The sequence below is a fragment of the Mongoliitalea sp. genome (assembly GCF_054166905.1).
The window spans coordinates 264,939-284,064 of sequence record NZ_JBSZCK010000040.1; the positions used below are offsets into that span (position 1 = coordinate 264,939).

21 protein-coding genes and 1 tRNA gene are annotated in these 19,126 nt (G+C 38.7%); 9 read left to right on the forward strand and 13 right to left on the reverse strand.

Annotated elements, in window-relative coordinates; all coding sequences use genetic code 11:
- The first annotated feature begins 39 nt into the window (after nucleotides 1-39).
- Nucleotides 40-1,608, forward strand: coding sequence for a replicative DNA helicase (gene dnaB, locus ACXIUD_RS15300; RefSeq protein WP_458053516.1), 1,569 nt, complete (start codon nucleotides 40-42; stop codon nucleotides 1,606-1,608).
- A gap of 690 nt (nucleotides 1,609-2,298) precedes the next feature.
- Here dnaB and ACXIUD_RS15305 read toward each other — a convergent pair.
- The gene (locus ACXIUD_RS15305; RefSeq protein WP_458053517.1) at nucleotides 2,299-3,360 is read right to left on the reverse strand and encodes a cellulase family glycosylhydrolase; all 1,062 of its coding nucleotides are present in this window, start codon (nucleotides 3,358-3,360) and stop codon (nucleotides 2,299-2,301) included.
- Between the two features lie 316 nt (nucleotides 3,361-3,676).
- On the opposite strand from ACXIUD_RS15305, the gene ACXIUD_RS15310 reads away from it, so the two are divergent.
- Together ACXIUD_RS15310 and ACXIUD_RS15315 are read left to right on the forward strand one after the other, a co-directional pair.
- Nucleotides 3,677-4,675, forward strand: a complete 999-nt coding sequence (locus ACXIUD_RS15310; RefSeq protein WP_458053518.1) for a zinc-binding dehydrogenase — start codon at nucleotides 3,677-3,679, stop codon at nucleotides 4,673-4,675.
- A gap of 352 nt (nucleotides 4,676-5,027) precedes the next feature.
- Complete coding sequence (locus tag ACXIUD_RS15315) at nucleotides 5,028-5,591, forward strand: hypothetical protein (protein ID WP_458053519.1); 564 nt, start codon at nucleotides 5,028-5,030, stop codon at nucleotides 5,589-5,591.
- A gap of 216 nt (nucleotides 5,592-5,807) precedes the next feature.
- Here the strand turns inward: ACXIUD_RS15315 and ACXIUD_RS15320 are convergent, their stop codons facing one another.
- A complete protein-coding gene (locus tag ACXIUD_RS15320) occupies nucleotides 5,808-6,134 on the reverse strand; it encodes a tetratricopeptide repeat protein (protein WP_458053520.1) in 327 nt (108 codons plus the stop codon).
- A 73-nt stretch (nucleotides 6,135-6,207) separates the two neighbouring features.
- Between ACXIUD_RS15320 and ACXIUD_RS15325 the strand changes: the two genes are divergently transcribed.
- The 4 genes from ACXIUD_RS15325 to ACXIUD_RS15340 all read left to right on the forward strand — a co-directional run bounded on the left by ACXIUD_RS15325 (nucleotide 6,208) and on the right by ACXIUD_RS15340 (nucleotide 9,912).
- The gene (locus ACXIUD_RS15325) at nucleotides 6,208-6,945 is read left to right on the forward strand and encodes an electron transfer flavoprotein subunit beta/FixA family protein (protein WP_458053521.1); all 738 of its coding nucleotides are present in this window, start codon (nucleotides 6,208-6,210) and stop codon (nucleotides 6,943-6,945) included.
- A gap of 25 nt (nucleotides 6,946-6,970) precedes the next feature.
- Complete coding sequence (locus ACXIUD_RS15330) at nucleotides 6,971-7,939, forward strand: electron transfer flavoprotein subunit alpha/FixB family protein (RefSeq protein ID WP_458053522.1); 969 nt, start codon at nucleotides 6,971-6,973, stop codon at nucleotides 7,937-7,939.
- Between the two features lie 5 nt (nucleotides 7,940-7,944).
- Nucleotides 7,945-8,544 carry a bifunctional nuclease domain-containing protein gene (locus tag ACXIUD_RS15335; protein WP_458053523.1) on the forward strand — a complete coding sequence of 200 codons (600 nt, stop codon included), beginning with the start codon at nucleotides 7,945-7,947 and terminating at the stop codon, nucleotides 8,542-8,544.
- Nucleotides 8,545-8,625: 81 nt separating this feature from the next.
- Nucleotides 8,626-9,912 carry a NupC/NupG family nucleoside CNT transporter gene (locus tag ACXIUD_RS15340; RefSeq protein WP_458053524.1) on the forward strand — a complete coding sequence of 429 codons (1,287 nt, stop codon included), beginning with the start codon at nucleotides 8,626-8,628 and terminating at the stop codon, nucleotides 9,910-9,912.
- Nucleotides 9,913-9,997: 85 nt separating this feature from the next.
- Here the strand turns inward: ACXIUD_RS15340 and ACXIUD_RS15345 are convergent, their stop codons facing one another.
- The 3 genes from ACXIUD_RS15345 to pckA all read right to left on the reverse strand — a co-directional run bounded on the left by ACXIUD_RS15345 (nucleotide 9,998) and on the right by pckA (nucleotide 12,487).
- Complete coding sequence (locus ACXIUD_RS15345; protein WP_458053525.1) at nucleotides 9,998-10,435, reverse strand: peptidylprolyl isomerase; 438 nt, start codon at nucleotides 10,433-10,435, stop codon at nucleotides 9,998-10,000.
- Between the two features lie 25 nt (nucleotides 10,436-10,460).
- Nucleotides 10,461-10,694: a hypothetical protein gene (locus ACXIUD_RS15350; RefSeq protein WP_458053526.1), complete on the reverse strand. Its 234-nt coding sequence runs from the start codon at nucleotides 10,692-10,694 to the stop codon at nucleotides 10,461-10,463.
- A 185-nt stretch (nucleotides 10,695-10,879) separates the two neighbouring features.
- Entirely contained in the window at nucleotides 10,880-12,487 is a 1,608-nt protein-coding gene (gene pckA, locus ACXIUD_RS15355) for a phosphoenolpyruvate carboxykinase (ATP) (protein ID WP_458053527.1), read from the reverse strand.
- A 295-nt stretch (nucleotides 12,488-12,782) separates the two neighbouring features.
- Here pckA and ACXIUD_RS15360 point away from each other — a divergent pair, with 295 nt between their 5' ends.
- Entirely contained in the window at nucleotides 12,783-14,345 is a 1,563-nt protein-coding gene (locus tag ACXIUD_RS15360; protein WP_458053528.1) for a peptide MFS transporter, read from the forward strand.
- 37 nt (nucleotides 14,346-14,382) lie between these two features.
- Here the strand turns inward: ACXIUD_RS15360 and ACXIUD_RS15365 are convergent, their stop codons facing one another.
- The 6 genes from ACXIUD_RS15365 to ACXIUD_RS15390 form a co-directional block, all read right to left on the reverse strand.
- Nucleotides 14,383-14,523 (reverse strand): hypothetical protein, encoded by a 141-nt coding sequence (locus ACXIUD_RS15365; RefSeq protein ID WP_458053529.1) that lies wholly within the window; start codon nucleotides 14,521-14,523, stop codon nucleotides 14,383-14,385.
- A 118-nt stretch (nucleotides 14,524-14,641) separates the two neighbouring features.
- Nucleotides 14,642-14,845, reverse strand: a complete 204-nt coding sequence (locus ACXIUD_RS15370) for a hypothetical protein (protein ID WP_458053530.1) — start codon at nucleotides 14,843-14,845, stop codon at nucleotides 14,642-14,644.
- 69 nt (nucleotides 14,846-14,914) lie between these two features.
- Nucleotides 14,915-15,400 carry a hypothetical protein gene (locus ACXIUD_RS15375; protein WP_458053531.1) on the reverse strand — a complete coding sequence of 162 codons (486 nt, stop codon included), beginning with the start codon at nucleotides 15,398-15,400 and terminating at the stop codon, nucleotides 14,915-14,917.
- Nucleotides 15,401-15,470: 70 nt separating this feature from the next.
- Nucleotides 15,471-15,827 carry a response regulator gene (locus ACXIUD_RS15380; protein WP_458053532.1) on the reverse strand — a complete coding sequence of 119 codons (357 nt, stop codon included), beginning with the start codon at nucleotides 15,825-15,827 and terminating at the stop codon, nucleotides 15,471-15,473.
- A gap of 104 nt (nucleotides 15,828-15,931) precedes the next feature.
- Nucleotides 15,932-16,252: an Mpo1-like protein gene (locus ACXIUD_RS15385; protein ID WP_458053533.1), complete on the reverse strand. Its 321-nt coding sequence runs from the start codon at nucleotides 16,250-16,252 to the stop codon at nucleotides 15,932-15,934.
- Nucleotides 16,252-16,812 (reverse strand): DUF4136 domain-containing protein, encoded by a 561-nt coding sequence (locus ACXIUD_RS15390; protein ID WP_458053534.1) that lies wholly within the window; start codon nucleotides 16,810-16,812, stop codon nucleotides 16,252-16,254. Before ACXIUD_RS15390 ends, ACXIUD_RS15385 begins: the two co-directional genes overlap by 1 nt.
- Nucleotides 16,813-16,981: 169 nt before the next feature.
- On the opposite strand from ACXIUD_RS15390, the gene ACXIUD_RS15395 reads away from it, so the two are divergent.
- Nucleotides 16,982-17,872, forward strand: coding sequence for a DUF3078 domain-containing protein (locus ACXIUD_RS15395; RefSeq protein ID WP_458053535.1), 891 nt, complete (start codon nucleotides 16,982-16,984; stop codon nucleotides 17,870-17,872).
- Nucleotides 17,873-18,072: 200 nt separating this feature from the next.
- Here the strand turns inward: ACXIUD_RS15395 and ACXIUD_RS15400 are convergent, their stop codons facing one another.
- A complete protein-coding gene (locus tag ACXIUD_RS15400; protein ID WP_458053536.1) occupies nucleotides 18,073-18,906 on the reverse strand; it encodes a universal stress protein in 834 nt (277 codons plus the stop codon).
- Nucleotides 18,907-19,052: 146 nt separating this feature from the next.
- Nucleotides 19,053-19,126 (reverse strand) — tRNA-Arg (locus ACXIUD_RS15405).

The window sequence follows — 19,126 nt, forward strand, 5'->3', positions numbered from 1 at the left end:
GTTCAAAAACATTGAGTTAAAGGAAGTACTTTTGTTTATATGGCAGAGAATAATCCCGGTTCTAGAGATAGAGTCATCGGTAGGAAAAAACCCGATTTAAACACGAATTTAGGAAAATTACCCCCACAGGCCCTTGATTTGGAAGAGGCTGTGTTGGGTGCGTTGATGTTGGAGAAAGAGGCATTGACCAATGTAGTGGACTTATTGAAAACAGAAAGTTTCTACAAAGAAGCGCATAAAGTAATTTATCAAGCAATTTTAGATTTGTTTTCAGAATCCCAACCGATTGACATGCTGACGGTCACCAATCAGTTGCGCAAGACGGGTAAATTGGAACTAGCTGGTGGAGCTTTTTTTATCACCGAACTGACATCGAGGGTTTCCTCTGCTGCCAACATTGAATATCACGCCCGAATCATCATGGAGCAGTCCATGAAGCGGGAAATGATCAGTATTGCTTCTGAAATTCAGCGGGATGCGTATGAAGATACGACAGACGTGTTTGAGTTGCTGGATAAAATGGAGCAATCACTTTTTGAAATTTCGGAGAAAAATATCCGGAAAAACTATTCTGATATGCGTTCCATTATGAAGGAAGCTATTTTGGAATTGGAAGCCAAAAAAGGTCAGAAAGATGGGTTGACAGGTGTTCCAAGTGGTTTTACAGCCTTGGATAGAGTGACCTCCGGCTGGCAAAAATCCGACTTGGTCATTATTGCGGCCCGACCTGCGATGGGAAAGACGGCATTCGTTCTTTCTGTATTGAGAAATGCTGCTGTGGATCATGAGCGACCAGTAGCTATTTTCTCGCTGGAAATGTCATCCATTCAGTTGGTCAACCGTTTGATTTCTTCGGAGGCTGAACTGGATTCAGAAAAAATTAAAAAAGGCACCTTGGCTGAGTATGAGTGGCAACAGTTGGTGCATAAAACAGGGAAGTTGTCTAAAGCACCACTTTTTGTAGATGATACACCTGCTTTATCTATCTTGGAGTTACGTGCAAAATGTAGAAAGCTAAAAGCTCAGCATGACATTCAGCTGATTGTAATTGACTACTTGCAGCTGATGTCAGGTGACTCAAAGTCTGGTGGCGGAGGAGGTAACCGTGAACAAGAGATTGCCAGTATTTCCCGAGGTTTGAAAAAACTAGCAAAAGAATTGAGTGTGCCGGTGATTGCACTTTCACAGTTGTCTCGAGCTGTGGAAACAAGAGGAGGAGATAAGCGCCCACAGTTGTCTGATTTGAGGGAATCGGGAGCCATCGAACAAGATGCCGATATGGTTATGTTCTTGTACAGACCTGAATATTATGGTATTACGGAGGATGAGGATGGGCATTCCACAATGGGAGTGGGTGAAGTTATCATCGCCAAGCACAGAAATGGCTCTTTAGAAAATGTGAAACTCCGCTTCATCGGTAAATACACGAAGTTTACCGACCTAGAAATGAATGTGCCATACAAGCCACAGGATGTTGCTTATGGAGCTAAATTTCCAAGTGCAGCCTCAGGAGACTTTGAATCGGGTAATACCATCCGACTGCAAAGCAAAGCCAATGGAGATGATCCGCTTGCAGGAGGTTGGGGCGGAGAACCAGCGCCTTTCTAAAAGGTGCTCGCAGAAGGCGCAGAAGCCGCGGAAGGAAATTGGAAAAAATGGTCGCATGGCTCCCTAAAGGCTGTCCACAGATTTCACAGATTGGCACAGATGGGTTTGCTGGCGCAAATTGTGTCTCGCGGAAAGCGCGGAAGACGCAGAAATCCGCGGAAAATGGTCGCGTAGCTCCCTTGGGGCTGTCCACTAATGGCAGGAATTTCACGAATGAAATGGCTTTAAAGAAGCGGTTTGATAAAATCATTGATAAGGGGTATAATTGCCCTGAAGGGGCAAAAGAATAGTAACCATGGGTTTCCCAACCCATGGAGATCAAAATGGTTTAACCACCCACCTCTCTGCCCTGAATGGGCAGCACAAGTCAAGGGAGGGCACCAATGTCACGAATTACACGAAGTTGGGGTTCTAGCAGAAGATACTGAAATTTAATGGGAAAATTTGGTCGCATGGCTCCTTTGTGAATGCTTTTCATTTGACTGTGGTTTGCAGGTGAATGAATTCACGGGATATTTTTATCCTAGTGTAAAGTTGCGTGAAATAAGCAAATCCCGATTGATCTCTTAAAGATGTTGAGATGCTATTAACTTATCTATCGCATGATTAGTAATTAGGCAATTTTGACGAAGTGTCTTGGCTGTATATAGCGAATTGATTGATTGGCTGATATAGCTCTAGAAATGAAGATTAATTTTGTTGTAAAAAATTTTTGAATTTGGTTCCCCAGTAATTATTGTTTTGATCAGCATTGGGCTCGCCTTCATCCGTTAATAAGGCATTTGGATATTGGCTATTTCTATTCCAAAGCCATGCAAGTACCCCAACTTGTGAAGCAGCAGCCGCTTCCAAAAAATGATCTACGGGCATTATTGAACCTATATTCAATACACCGACCTCACCGATTATAAATGCGAAACCCATATTTTGTAACTCTGCTAGGCGTTCTTGAATCTTATTGGAATCTGAGTTTTCTAACCATTTTTCATAAGCGTGAATATCAAATAAAATATTGTATCTATTTTTCAGAAGCTGCTTTCCTTTTTCTAAAATAGCACTCTCAGATTGTCCCTGTTCATTTCCCGGTACGAGTATAATGTTGTAAAAGCCATTTACTCTCCTCAAATTATCTACCATATCAGACATGTCTTTCAGCCATAGTTCATGAGAATACCTGTTTTCATTATTCCAATGATAAGGCTCATTCCATACTTCAATCCAAACATCAGGCTGATTTTTAAAATGTTCTGCAATTAATTTCATCTTTGTTTGATAGTCATGGAAAAAGTCTTGAGAAGAAGGGTTTAACCCCGTTAACAAAGTTTGATTACCTTGATCATTAACCCAACCAAAAGGACAGAGGATAGTGATTTTTTGGTTGGCTCTATTTTGGTTTACTATCGTTTGTAGTGGATGATACCAGACTCCATCACTGCCTTGGATGGGAAAGCCGTCTATGGGTTGCTCTCTTAAATTCCCGATAAATTCCCTTACAATCTTAATTCCCCATTCGTTCATAGGAGAAGGATCTGTAAGCCCAAATGTTTGCATTGCATTAACTCCTTGGTAAACCACTGGAAATGAGTTTCTGAAGATTTGGTGGCCATCTATTCTAAACTCAAGCTGACTCAAGTCTGGAATAGGAGGTATTTCCGACCTACCGGAAGGGTCTTTATCTTCTTTATTACACGATGAAACTACAATGCAAAACCAAATGGGAAGAAGAAAATAAGGAAGTTTTTTTAAAAGCATGGAGTGATTCTAGTAAGCAACAAGTAGATTTTTTTTGATTCCTGAAAAACTTTGCTGTATACTTCAATCGTAGTCTCTTTTTTATTTCTGAGATTTATAAGTAACAGAAGGATTTTCACTTTACAGGATTTAAGGTAAGTATCAATAGCATTTTTCTAAAGTTTAAGATATTAAAGATATCTAATTTATCAGCGAAGAAATTCTGCATCTAATTCGCTCTGTACGCTACATGAGTGATATACTTTTTAGAGAATTTATATCTTTTAAACTAAACCGTTTGCTATCTTGCTTTTCTTTACAAAACTAAAAAAAATCCATGAAAGCAGTAACCCTAAACAGAAGTGTAGCCAATCAGTTAGAAATAAAAGATGTACCAAAACCAATTATCGGTTCAGGCGAGGTGTTAATTGCAATTAAAGCCGGAGCATTGAACCATCGGGATGAGTGGTGCAGACAAGGTTTGTATCCAAATTTAAAGGATGGAGTGATTTTAGGTTCGGATGGAGCTGGTGTTGTAACAGAACTTGGTGATGGAGTAGATAATTCCTGGTTAGAAAAAGAAGTAATCATCAATCCTTCCTTGAATTGGGGTTCCGACGAGCGGGTTCAGGTCAAAGATTATAAAATATTGGGAATGCCGGATAATGGTACTTTAGCTGAATTTATCAAAGTGAAAGCTGATCGTCTGCATCCGAAACCAACTCATATGAACTGGGAAGAGGCTGCAGCCTTACCCTTGGGAGGATTGACTGCCTATCGCGCATTACTTGTTCAAGGCAGACTTCAAAAAGGGGAGAAGGTATTAGTGACCGGTTTCGGCGGGGGAGTAGCCCAATTTGCCGTACAATTTGCTTTGGCAGCTGGTGCAGAAGTATATGTCAGCAGTAGCAGTGAAGAAAAACGTCAAAAAGCTTTGGAACTCGGTGTAAAAGCAGCTTTCGACTACACCGATGATGCTTGGGTGAAGGAAGCTCTAAAGGTAAGTGGTGGTTTCGATTTAATCATTGATTCTGCAGTGGGTGATACCTTTAATAATTTGATTAAAGTAGCAAATCCGGGAGCAAAAATTGTTTTTTACGGGGCCACCAAGGGAAATCCTACAGGTTTTGACGCACGCAAAGTATTCTGGAATCAATTGCAGATCATCGGTTCGACCATGGGTTCAGATCAAGATTTTGAAAGCATGTTAAACTTTGTCAATCAATACGAAATTAAGCCAGTTATCGACCAAGTTTTTACATTAGACGAAGCAATGCAGGCTTTTGATCGAATGAAAGCAGGGAATCAGATGGGGAAGATTGTGGTAAGAAAATAGATGTCATATGTATTGTATTCAAAGATACTCTAAAGTGATGCATCCCTCCCGATAAGCCTACAACTACTCTTTTTCTCTTTTCCATTATTGAGATAATTCATGGATTCAAGGCCCATGAGGTTTCATACATTTTCTTTAACAAGCTACCCAAAGGAGATCGTTCAGAAAACTAGAGATATTAAGTTAGATTTTAGAAAGCAACAACTAGAATCAAAATAAAGAAACAAGATTTATGAAAGAGTCAATGTTTGATTTTAAAAAAAATTGAAAATTAATTCCTTTAAAAACTGCACATACTATGTAACTATTTGGTTGATAATACGGTATACATATCTTATAAAATCAGATAGTTATGGCTATTCAAAGATCAAGCTTCGTATTTCACATTTTTATTTTGATTATTCTTACCAGCTGTGATACTAGTGAGGATTCATTGCCTACCCTTCTAGCAGAAGATAATCATCCCACTGTTAGGGAGTTTATCAATAACTCTGGAAATTTAGATATGATTGCTGTCGTTGAGGTTTTGCCTGAGTTTATGGATTACGTTGAACAATTAAATAGTATCACTTTTTTTACTCCCATGTCTTATGCATTTCAAGATCTTTACCAAAGGATGGATGTGGATGGATTTGAAGGGTTGTTGAATTTACTAGGGAAAGAGGGGCTGGAGGATATTATGAGATCACAGGTTTTAACAGAAGCAATAATTTTGAATCGTTTGCCAATTGGGGAACATATATTTAGTACAATCAATAGAAGGTCTGTTTTTTTACGATTTGGAAGCGGAGCAGCTGCAACTTTAATTGCTTTTGACTCAAGAGGCGGGTTTATTCCCACTGTTCCAGTACCATCAAATGTGTCAAACGGAGTTATGTTTGATTCCACGGGGTTTTTCTTTCAACTAGCTAATTGAAAGGTGACCCGTTTATTCAATCAAAATTCTTCTATTTTACAATTCAAAAAAGCGCTATGCTAGATAAGGTTCCCAAGGGGAGGAAATTTAGATTTTAGTGACAAGACAAGTGTGACAACTTGTTACATGTAAAGACCTGGCAGGATTTCAAATCCTGCCAGGTCTAAACTTTCTAATCTGTATTAAATCTGTTAAATCCGTTTGATCAGCGAGAGATTACTCGTATTCGAATAGAAAATTCTGATAGGCATTTTGCAATTCTCTTAAGGCATTGTTTTCTGAAAGATTCTTTGCTAAGGCAATCCCTTCTTCGTAGGTTATTTTGGCTTTTTCTAATTGGCCAAACTCTGCAAGGAGCGCAGCTGCATGGTAATAAGTTGGTAAGTAACTTTTATGCTCAGTTAGTAGTTTATCAAAATAGGTTAGGGCTTTTTCTGGTTCGGACTCTATAAATTCTATAGCCAATGCATACCAATTAAAAGGATTTTCAGGCTCTTGTTCTGCAAACGATTGTAGGATTGCAAAGCGGGACAATTTGCTCATGATTTCTTTTTTTTCTTAAGGCCTTAATTACTAAATTCACGCAATTTATAAATAATCAATCCAAATATACATAATGAAGATACTAGTTTGTATAACACACGTACCGGATACCACATCCAAAATCCAGTTTACTGACAATAATACCAAGTTTGATAAAAACGGTGTTCAATTCATTATTGGCCCGTACGATGATTATGCTTTGGCTAGAGCAGTGGAGTTGAAAGAACAAACTGGTGGAAGTTTAACTGTTTTAAATGTAGGTGAAGCAGATACTGAACCAACATTAAGAAAAGCATTGGCTATTGGTGCTGACGATGCTATCCGTGTCAATGCCCATCCAACAGATTCTCTTTTTGTGGCTAATCAGATTGCCCATATCGCTAAATCCAATGGGTACGATTTGATTTTGATGGGTCGTGAATCCATCGATTTTAATGGTGGAATGGTACATGGGATGGTAGGAGAGATTTTAGGCATGCCTTCTTTCTCCCCTGTGATGAAGTTAGAAATCGATGGTGATACGGTAAAGATGGCCAGAGAAATCGAAGGTGGAAAAGAGCAAGTTGAAGCGAAATTACCATTGATTGCAGGTTGTCAAGAGCCGATTGCTGAGTGGAAAATTCCTAACATGAGAGGCATCATGTCGGCGAGAACCAAGCCTTTGCAGGTAGTAGATCCTGTGAGTGATGAGGTAGCTACTTCCGTGAGTACTTTCCAATTGCCTCCTGCCAAAGGTGCTGTGAAGCTGATTGATAAAGATAATGTAGAAGAGTTAGTGAAGTTGTTGAAAAATGAAGCCAAAGTGCTTTAATCCTTTAACCCGAAAAAATAAGAACATGAGTGTATTAGTATATCTTGAGCACGCAGATGGTGCTGTAAAAAAATCAAGTTTAGAGGCAGTTTCTTACGCAAAAGCCTTATCAGATAAATTAGGAGCAGGTGATGTGGTAGCAGTCGGATTGGGAAGCATTGCCAATGATGAGTTGGCCAAAGCTGGTACTGCTGGTGCGTCCAAAGTATTGCATGTGGCAGATGAGCGATTGACCGCAGGAATTATTCAGGCACACGCATCTGCAGTTGCAGTGGTCTATAATAATGTAGGCGCAAGCACTTTAGTATTAGCAAAATCGTCTTTAGGAGATGCTGTTGCAGCCCGTTTGGCTGTTAAACTAAATGCAGCTTTGGTCTCCAATGTGGTAGAATTGCCAGAAACTTCTTCTGGTTATCAGGTAAAAAGAAGTATTTACACTGGAAAGGCATTCGCAGTTACAGAAGTAACAAAAGAACATAAAATTCTCGCTGTTAAGAAAAATGCGGTAGACCTAAAAACAGATGGTACAACAGCTGTTGTAGAGGCTGTCAGTGTAAATCTTTCAGATGCTGATTTTGCTGGAAAAATCACTGCAACAGATAAAGCTGAAGGGGACATTTTGCTTCCAGAAGCAGATTTTGTGGTTTCAGGTGGTAGAGGTTTAAAAGGACCTGAAAACTGGGGCATGATCGAATCATTGGCCAAAGAGTTGGGTGCTGCAACGGGTTGTTCCAAGCCAGTTTCTGACATCGGTTGGAGGCCTCACCACGAGCATGTTGGACAAACAGGTGTGAAAGTTGCTCCAACTTTGTATGTTGCTGTTGGAATTTCGGGAGCTATTCAACATCTTGCAGGCGTAAATTCTTCAAAGTGTATTGTTGTAATCAACAAAGACCCTGAGGCGCCATTTTTCAAGGCAGCTGACTACGGTATTGTTGGGGATGCTTTTGAAGTTTTACCTAGATTGACAGAAGCAGTTAAAGCATTAAAATAATTAGCGTGGATCAAGCGATTGAACTTGAAATTCTTGGGTTGACTTCCAATCATTCACAGTCAGGGTCATTTACACTCGTGATGGGAGAAGTAGGAGGTACGAGACGTTTACCGATAGTCATTGGGATGTTTGAAGCACAAGCGATAGCGATTGAGATAGAGAAAATCATCCCTAATCGTCCAATGACGCACGATTTATTTAAGTCTTTTTCCAGTAATTTCAATTTCAGTATTGACCATATATTGATCTCTGATATGCGAGAGGGAGTTTTCTACGCGAAAATTGTCTGTCGTACAAGTTCTAAATTGGTTGAAATAGACTCACGTCCTTCTGATGCGATTGCTATCGCAGTTCGATTTGACTCACCAGTTTTTTGTGCACCAAAAGTGATGGAAGAAGCAGGGTTGGAGTCCAATGATGAGGAGGAAAGAAGACAAGAAGAATCCAAACCTGTGCCGTCCAGAAAAACGAGTTCGTCCAAAAGTTCGGACGCTTTAAAGGACTTCAGTTTGGATAAACTCAATCAGTTGCTTGAAAAGGCCATTCATGATGAGGATTATGAGCGGGCCGCAAGAATCAGGGATGAAATCAATAGAAGAAACTAATATGTAGGCCTGGTAAATTGCCAGGCTTACTTGTTTTATTTACAACCTAGCATTTAAACCCAACACTTAGGTATATCGCCCATGGATTATTTCAGAGGTCTGATTGGTATTGTAGTACTACTTGCAGTAGCCTTCCTTTTTTCGGCCAACAAACGGGCTGTGGATTGGAGACTTGTTGGCATAGGAGTCATCTTACAAGCTATATTTGGTTTTTTAATCACAAAAGTTGAATTTGTAGCACGCATATTTTCAGCTGTCAGTGAGGCTTTTGTAAAGTTTCTGAGTTTCTCAGAGGATGGAGCAATTTTTATATTTGGTGATTTAGCGACCAATACCTTTGGATTTATTTTCGCATTCAAGGTATTGCCGACCATTATATTTTTTTCTACCGTTTCATCAGGACTATACTATTTAGGTGTTTTGCAAAAAGTGGTTTATGGGATTGCATGGATCATGTCACGTACCATGAGACTCTCAGGCCCTGAAAGTTTATCTGCAGCGGGAAATATATTCTTGGGACAAACAGAAGCACCCTTGTTGGTCCGTCCATTTATTCCAACGATGACTCGCTCCGAACTCATGTGTTTGATGACAGGAGGGATGGCTACCATTGCAGGTGGGGTACTAGCCGGATATGTTGCGTTTTTGGGTGGAGATAGCTTGGAAGAGCAGACTAAGTTTGCTGCGTATCTACTGGGAGCAAGTATCATGAATGCTCCAGCTGCTATTGTTATGTCTAAGATTATGATACCTGAGACCGATAAGGAAGTTGTGAATGACAAATTAGAGGTTAGTCAGGAAAATATGGGGGTAAACCTGATCGATGCCATGTCCATAGGAGCTTCTGAGGGATTGAAGTTGGCATTAAATGTAGGAGGGATGCTGCTTGCCTTTATAGCTGTGATTGCTGCGCTCAATTATATTTTATCAGGAGTCATTGGAGAGTATACAGGGTTAAACGCTTGGGTCATTAGTAGTACCAACGGACAGTTTTCAGGATTTTCATTGGAATATATCTTAGGGAATATCTTTAGAGCTTTCGCTTGGGTGATTGGTGTGGAATGGAGTGAAACTTTACAGGTAGGTTCTTTACTTGGACAAAAAACTGTTATCAATGAGTTTGTCGCCTATTTGAGTTTGGCAGAGATGAAAATGGCTGATACCTTATCACCCAAATCCGTGGTCATTGCTACCTACGCCCTTTGTGGTTTTTCAAACTTCAGTTCAATCGCAATACAGGTAGGAGGAATTGGGAGTATTGCTCCTAATCAGCAAGGCAATCTCTCCAAATTGGGTATGCGAGCCTTGTTGGCAGCCACTTTGGCTTGTTTGATGACGGCAACTATAGCCGGCTCATTATTTGGATAAACAGGAAAAAATACAAAATTAAAAAAACCTAGGCGGTGAAACCTAGGTTTTTATTTTATTGACATATATGGTTGAGCAATCTCAATTATGCTTCATTTACTACGATTTTTTCAATCACATCTCCTGCCCTGATCGCATCAATTACTTCCAAACCTTCTACTACTTTTCCAAAGCAAGTATGGTTTCTATCCAAATGACTGGTATTGGTACGGCTGTGACAGATAAAAAACTGGGAACCACCGGTGTTTCTACCTGCATGCGCCATCGACAATACACCTCGGTCATGGTATTGATTATCACCTTTTAGTTCACAGTCGATTTTATAACCAGGTCCTCCAGCTCCATTACCGATAGGACAGCCACCCTGGATTACGAAATTAGGGATGACTCTATGGAAGGTAAGTCCATCATAAAAGCCTTTTTGAGCTAGTGTTACAAAGTTTTCAACCGTCTTAGGAGCATCTTTCTCATAAAACTCTACTTTCATAACTCCTTTTGCTGTATGTATTTCTGCTGTTTTCATGCGATAAAATTTTGTACAAAAATAGTCAGATTTCTTGGGTTTTGGAAAGACTTATGGCACTCTGTTCTTTGTTTTTCTCCCCGATCATAAATTTTTTGAAATTTTCATCAGACATAATCATACCCTGATATGCTGAATCCATACTTTTCTTTCGTTGTGTCATGTGACGGATGAGAACGAATACTGAAATAATGATGGATGTAATTGCCAATTCAATAGCTGATTGAGTGATAAAATTGATGGATTTTAAAGTGTTCAATTAGGTCCCGTAATTCATGATCTTTCCAAATACGATACTTTAGCCTATCATAAACTAAATCGTCGAAAAGTAATCCAAAGCATAAATTAAGACTAAAAAAAATACCCCAGTTGGGGTGAAATCAAAAAAGGCACTATTACTAGTGCCTTTCAGTTTGGGTTTATAACTCGGAAAAGAGTTAGATTTTATAGGTTTGGAGCTCCTGCCAGGATATCCTCGCTGGCAAAGTCTTTATACTTTTCAAAATTTTGAATAAAAGCTGCACCTAATTCACGTGCCTTTTTATCATACGCTTCTTTATCATCCCAAGTTGCTCGTGGACTTAAAACTTCATCCGGAACATTTGGACAGGTCTCAGGAATGCCCACTCCAAAGACACTATGTGTACGGTAGCCTACATTGTCTAAGGCGCCTTCTAGGGCAGCGGTAATCATGGCGCGGGTATATGCCAATTTCATGCGATTACCAATGCCATATGGCCCTCCTGTCCAACCAGTATTTACCAACCAAACATTCACTTGGTGTTTTTCCATCTTCTCGCCAAATAAAGCGGCGTACTGTGTTGGGTGCAATGGTAAGAAAGCAGCTCCAAAACATGCGGAAAAGGTTGTTTTAGGCTCTGTAATCCCTACTTCCGTACCTGCTACCTTGGCAGTATATCCTGAAATAAAGTGATACATAGCCTGACTCTTGTTTAGCTTGGAAATAGGAGGAATCACTCCAAAAGCATCTGCTGTTAAAAAGAAGATATTTTTGGGAATGCCTGCTTCCGAGGGAATCAAAGCATTCGAAATATGATCAATAGGGTAGGAAGTACGGGTGTTTTCCGTTACTTCTTTGTTGCTGTAGTCCACTGTTCTTGTGCCTGGATAGAATCGTGTGTTTTCTACAATTGCGCCAAATTTAATAGCGTCCCAGATCTGTGGTTCCTTCTCACGACTTAAGTCGATTACTTTAGCATAGCATCCGCCTTCGAAATTGAAAATTGAGTCTTCAGTCCATGCATGCTCATCATCGCCGATAAGCGCTCTTTTTGGATCTGCCGAAAGGGTAGTTTTTCCTGTACCAGACAAGCCAAAAAATACAGCTGTGTCTCCATCTTTGCCAAGATTGGCAGAGCAGTGCATAGACAATACCTTATGTTCATGAGGTAGGATATAATTCAAAATAGAGAAAATCCCCTTTTTCATTTCACCTGCATAAGCAGTGCCTCCGATCAAAAGCATGCGTTTGCTAAAGTTGATGATGGCAAAGTTTTTTTGTCTGGTACCATCTACTGTTGGGTCGGCTTCAAATTCCGGTGCACAGATGATCGTAAAGTCACTGTTGAAGTGTTGAAGTTCTTCCGCAGAAGGGCGGAGAAACATATTATTGCAAAATAAATTGTGCCATGCTAGCGTATTGACAACCGTCAAATTTAATCGGTAACGTGAATCAACCCCTGCAAATGCTTGCCTCGTGTATAGGTTTTTATCTTTCAAGAAGTTAAGCATTTTACCCAAAAGAAGATCAAATTTTTCTTCTTCAAAAGGGATATTGATGTCTCCCCACCATACAGAGTCCTTGGTATGATCATCAAGGACAACGAATCTGTCTTTTGGAGATCTTCCGGTAAATTCACCTGTATCGGCCATTAATGCACCTACATCGGTCAGTGTGCCTTCTCCATTTTGAAGTGCATGTTCTACCAATTCGGCAGGTGTAAGGTTCCAAAATACCTGTTTGCTAGTTTGGATTCCTAAAGAAGATAGTGCTTGGGTTGGATTTTGTAGGATTAAATCTTGTGTTTCCATAAAAAGGATAGCTGTGCAAATGAAGCTCCAAAGATAGAGATAAAATTATTTCTACACTGTGCAAAAAGTCCTTTTTTTTGCTTTTCAATCGATTTCGAAAATAAATATTGCTAAGATAATATAGCTATTATAATTTCAAAAATCTCCTTGTTTTGATTGAGTTTTTTTAAAAAATCATGAGGCTTACTAATGAAAATGGATTTATGTTGAGCTGTGTGTGGAAGCGAGAAAAAAATCTTATCATTGTAAGTATAACGAATTGAAAGTATAGGCACAAAATTACTTACTACACTGAATGAAAAATCAACAACTTGATTTGTTTCCGGGCCCAACGCTGTTTGGCCATCCCAAAGGATTGATGACTTTGTTTTTCACAGAAATGTGGGAGCGCTTTAGCTACTATGGAATGCGGGCACTCTTGATCCTTTTTATGACTGCTGCTATCGCTGATGGAGGCTTGGGTTTTGATGACAAGACCTCCGGTGCTATCTATGGACTGTATACCATGGGAGTATATCTATTTGCTCTGCCAGGTGGTTGGTTTGCAGACCGTTTGCTAGGGTTGAAAAAGTCAGTTTGGTACGGAGGGATAATTATTGCTTTGGGACACTTTACGATGGCTTTGCCAGGTTTGATGGCTTGGATATCTCCAGAACCTGGAGTAAAAGAATCCTTGACAGCTTTAGATACCAACTCTTTTTTCTTAGGATTGATATTAATTGTCTTGGGAACTGGCTTGCTTAAGCCAAATATCAGCTCCATCGTTGGGCAATTGTACCCTTCGGGTAGCTCCAAAAGAGATGCAGGATTTTCAATTTTTTATATGGGTATCAATATTGGGGCCTTTATTGCGCCAATTGCTTGTAGTACTATGGCAATTTATGATTGGCATTTAGGTTTTGGCTTAGCAGGATTGGGAATGGTTATAGGCTTGATACAATATAAGCTGACAGGGGGAAGCCTTCATGGCTATGGAGAAGAAGTTTCTTTTGTGACCTCAGAGGAACTTCGGAATAAAGAAAGACTTCAACGAACCATTTTAATGGTTGGAGCGGTCTTTGTTTTTGTTTTATTACTATTCTTTTTAGGAGTTATCCCGATTGATGTTACAGTGATTGCTAAAGCATCAGGTAATATTATTGCTGCAGTGGCAGTCCTTTATTTAGGATATGTGATTTTCTTCGGAGGGCTGGATTTGGCAGATCAAAAGAAAGTAGGAGTAATTGCGATTCTGTTTTTATTCTCCGCCTTGTTTTGGTCGGGTTTCGAACAGGCGGGTTCCACATTGAACTTATTTGCAGAGCGCTTTACAGATCGGGATTTGTTTGGATGGGAAATTCCTGCCGGATACTTTCAATCTGTAAACTCCATGTTTATCATCCTTTTTGCTCCCTTTTTTGGTGCTATGTGGGTGTGGTTAGGCAGAAGGAATTTGGAGCCTAGCTCTCCATTAAAGTTTGCATTTGGATTATTGTTATTAGGGATGGGTTTCTTAGTTATGTATTTTGCTGCGAAAATTGCTGCATCCGGAGATTTAGCAGCTCCCACTTGGCTGATTTTTACCTACATGCTACATACTTTTGGAGAACTGAGTTTAAGTCCTGTAGGCTTGAGTTTGGTGACTAAACTGGCTCCTGCACAATACGGTGGTCAGATGATGGGTATTTGGTTCTTGTCAGTTTCTTTGGGCAATCTAATTGCCGGATTGATTGCAGGTGAAGCAAGTGGGGGTACAGATGAAGCTTTGGCGCAGATGCCTAGTCAATATTTAATGATTGTAGCTACAACTGTTGGGACAGGTTTGCTCTTACTCTTACTCAGCAAACCTATTCGAAAAATGATGGGAAATGTGCATTGATGGAAAGAATAAAAAAAGGAGGAAAAACCTCCTTTTTTTATTCTTCGTCTTTTTTGGAGACGGTGTTTCTGAAATCTATGGCTGAAAGTCCTGCACCTAATCCTACAAGGATACAAACGATCAACAAGAATAGCTGAGCTCCTGACGCAATTGGAGAACTGAAAATTTGTAGTAACATGTTATGACTGTTTAATAGTTTTCTCTTTTTTTAAACGTCTCAAAGATAAGGCGGTTGCACTTTCCTTCAAAGCCTTTAAAATAAAAAGCAGCGAAATAAGTATCCGCTGCTCTTTTGATTAATCGATTTCGTCATCGAAGTCATCAAAGTCATCGTCGTCGAAATCATCATCAAAGTCGTCGTCATCATCGAAGTCTACGAAATTATCATCAATCATTTCGTTTTCTTCATCTGCATCATAGACTTCGTCTTGGAAATCCTCTGCGAACTCATCCTCTTCAAAGTCATCGAACTCGTCGAAATCGTCATCTAATTCCTCCATAGTGTGATAATGATTTTAGTATTCGTTACAATTTGGTTTGTATGCCGCTAAATACGTCAAAATATGTATTTAAGCCAATACTTTTGAGGGGATATTTTTTTTATTTATTTCTTCAAGCGTAATAGGATTTTGGTTAAGCCACTCATTTTCTAGCATATCAGCCCAAGTTTCCATATATAAAATTACATCTTCTTTCCTGTTTTTTTCCATTTTTTCTCGACGTTCGAAAGGGATGTTTTGAAGAATTTTCGGATCAGATAAACGTTCCAGATGTTTAAGTTCATCAATAGTTAGCCCTGCTTGCACCATTTTTGAAATCATCAAATCCATTGGATAACCGCTAGTAGGGCAATAGTCAATCAGTTGATCGTTCCAGTCACCACTTTTCTGCATGGCAAATTGATGTATTTCTGCTTTTGATAAGCGTGTCAACTCCTGCGCCAGATTACCGCAATTGCAGGCGCCCATGTGGCCCCATTGATAAGGAGCGTTATTTTTTAGTTTGGAGATGGTTCTCCTGAATGCTTCAATTAATTTTAACGAAATACTTGCCATACTCATAGAATTTTAATGCTATGAATATAACAATTAAAAAATAATGATGTTTGATAGTTCTTTAAAAACCTTAATTAAAAATATTCTTGATGTACTTTTTAATCAATGGTTTGGAAAGATACTGCTTCACTAAGGAATAATTGGAAGCCTTATTGATATCTCTTTCATCAACAGAACTGCTCAAAATATACACATCAGGCCTATAGTCAGAAGGCTCAAACTCTTCCAAAAAATCCCATCCAGTCATTTCTGGCATATTCAAGTCCAAAAACAACACATTAGGGGTAATGTTGGAAACTTCTTTCAAAGCTTCTGTTGCGCTCTGATACTTATAAATCTTGTGTGGATGAGTGATATTTTTAGATATCAGCTTCTCAGTAACAAAGGTACTGATTGGGTCATCATCAATTAGAACTATCTTTAACATCGTAATGCAGTTTGATTTGTTTGAAATGCAAAAATCTATGTACAAAGATAGAATATAGTTTTGTAAAAACAATAGGATTTTTCTAATAATTTAGAAATAAACGTTTAATTATCAGGGTTAAACTTCTGTTTGCCAATTAAGAGGTGGTAAAAAAGTATGAAATCTGAGGCTAAACTATAGAAAGGATACTGAAAAGTGGCTGGTTTATTCTTTTCATAAAAAAAATGTCCAACCCATGCAAATCCATATCCAATGACAGGAATCAGCAATAAAATCCATGCATTTGCCATGTAAATAGCTAAAAATAGTACAAAAAATACGAGTGCTGTTCCCACAAAATGCAGCCTTCTGCAAGTTGGGTTTTGATGCTCAGACAAATAATAAGGATAGAATTCTTTCAGGGATTTAATTCGTTCGGTTGCCATTATCGTTTGGGTTGATTGTTTGTGTGTTCAATATAAGCTTTGCCTACTAAATTTACAGCTTTTTCTAATTTTTTCTGTTTTTCCTTTTGATTGGCTGTTTCTGTTACGGCTGTGATGCGTATGACCAATTTTTCCTGTTTTGGATCAATGAAATCTACGATAAACTGAAACAGTTCGTAATTTCTAGTGGTAACAGGGTTCATGCGGTTGTTCCACATAGGGTCAAACATCCACGGATCCCAAACACGCATGCCCCACATAGGCATCATGGGATAATTATAGGTTTCCTTTTGTCTCGGATCCTGATTGGAGGTATAGCGAATGACTACATCAGGATTAGCTTGGTCATAAACCATTCCTTGGTTTTCCAAGAAATTCTGAAGACCACTGGCAGCTATCGCATCTAAAAAGTTGTCCTGAAACCCAGCGATTCGAGCTTCCTGATTGACAATTACAAAGGTTTGATACGAGGGAATAGGTCTCACTTCCATCTTTTCTTTGAATATATCAATGGAGCTGCAGGCACTAAGAAAAAAAGCGAATACGATAAGATTTCTCATTTTTCTGTTTTTTACCTAATTAACGTAAATATAGATTTTTTGATTGTCAAAGTTTTATTTACAAAAATCAATCCCATGCAAAAACATTTATTTAAAGTTTTGTGGATTTTTAAAATTCATCCTATACATTTAAACCTACATCTGTTTTAACAATTAAAATTTTGTGATTATGAAAAGGATTTTGACATTTATTTTCTTTGCGTTTATCCTTGGGAATATACAGGCCCAAGAAGATACTATTGCTGTTGCAGAGAAGGATACTACCTATTGGGATTCTGAGTTTAGTGTAGGGTTTAACTTCAATCAAGCCTCATTCAGTGGCAACTGGAAAGCGGGTGGAGTAAATTCCATAGCTTTTGGTTCTATTGCTACGGGTAAAGCCAACTACGCTAAAGATAGATTTTCCTGGGATAATCAGTTGGAACTAATTTATGGGGTAGTAAAAAATGAAGGTCAGGAATTTAGGAAATCTAATGACCGGATTTTTTTTGATTCTAAAGTGGGATATAAAATAAACGATAAGTGGGGGTACTTTTCATCTTTGAATTTTATAACCCAGTTTACTGATGGGTTTGATTTTTCTGGCCCTGAAAACCGACTTATTTCCGGGTTTTTCGCGCCAGCATTTTTGACTACGGGTTTTGGTTTGGAATATAAACCCAATAAGGACTTTGCCCTTCGTCTTGCTCCTTTTTCTCCTAGATTTACTTTCGTTACAGATCCTGCAATTAGCATCAATGTACCGGAAAATTATGGAGTTCCTATTGGACAAAATGTGAGAACAGAGTGGCTTGCTTTTCAGTTGTTTGCAACATACAATAAAAAGATTTCTGAAAATCTAACCATCAATTCTCGATATCAACTATTTGCCAATTATGAAACCTTGGCATTTAATACAATAGACCATCGATTGGATTTTACCGTGATAGCGAAAATCACTAAATATGTGGATGTTACATTTACAAGTATCAATGTATATGACATCGATATGGATCCTGGTATTCAGTTTTCACAAGCATTGGCTATGGGTATACTGTACAAAGTCAGTAATAAAAAATAGGTTTGTGAATTAGATTTTTCCAAAATATTTTGTTTTTTATAAATATGTATTATTTTTGTTTCAATTGTGGTAGTTAAATAATAGTTGGTTTAGTTTTCATATAAAGGGCAGGGGAATTTCTCCTGCTTTTTTATTGTCTATAAATCAAAAAAGGCAGCTCCAAAGAAGCTGCCGGAATAATGCAATTAATCTTTTTTCCTTTATTTTTTGATCCGTATGCTGATGACAGGTAATTCTGTCATTGCAATCAGATTTTCAGTAATACTTGGGGAGAAGTACTGCATTAAATCAGATTTTCCATAAGTAATGGCTGCAATTCCATCACCACTGATTTTGGCAGCATATTGAATAATGCCACGCTCTTCTTTGAAGGCATCATAGATTTCAATATCATGATTATAAGAGGCAAATTCTTTTAAATATTCTTTGCCTACATGGTAGATGTCGTCAGTTTCAAGGAAGTAGGTAGGTGTGTTTACAAACAATACTTTCAATTTGGCCTTTAAAGACTCCGCTAAGCGTTCCACTTGTTGGAAACTCTTACCCGTTTCCTCTTTGAAATTGGTGGCAAATATGATGGTCTGTAGATCTCTTTTTGTATTGTTTTCTTTGACAATAATAACAGGGACTTCAGAACGTCTGATCATTGAATAAGTGTTTGTTCCCAATACATGTTCTTTGAAACCGTATTGTCCATGAGATCCCATGATTACTAAATCAATGTTTTCAGACTTTACATAGTGATGTATTTTTTCATTTCCATCATAGAAGACTAGCAATTTTTTAGCACTTAGCCCTTCACTTTCTGCTTTGTTAACTAAGTCAGTTAACTGTTTTTTAGCTAATGCAATTCTCTCCTTTGTTTCAGGAAATAACTCCTCCTGATCTTTTCTCAATTTACTCCAATCTACCGGAGTAATGACGATATGGAGGAACAATAACTCGCTTTGAAGCTTTTTTGAGATGGCAAATCCATAATCCACTGCGGCATTTGCACAAGAGGAGAAGTCAGTAGGGATGAGTATCTTTTTCATGGCTTTCGTGGGTTTTGTTTTAATTGTTCCCAAAGCTACCGTAAATTTTATCGAAAAAAGATGTTCAAAATCAATTACATAGATGATAAAAATCATAACAAAAAAGCCCTGCATGTAGGACACATGCAGGGCTAATCAATGAATTGTACACCCGGAAGGATTCGAACCCTCAACCCTCGGAGCCGAAATCCGATATTCTATCCAGTTGAACTACGGGTGC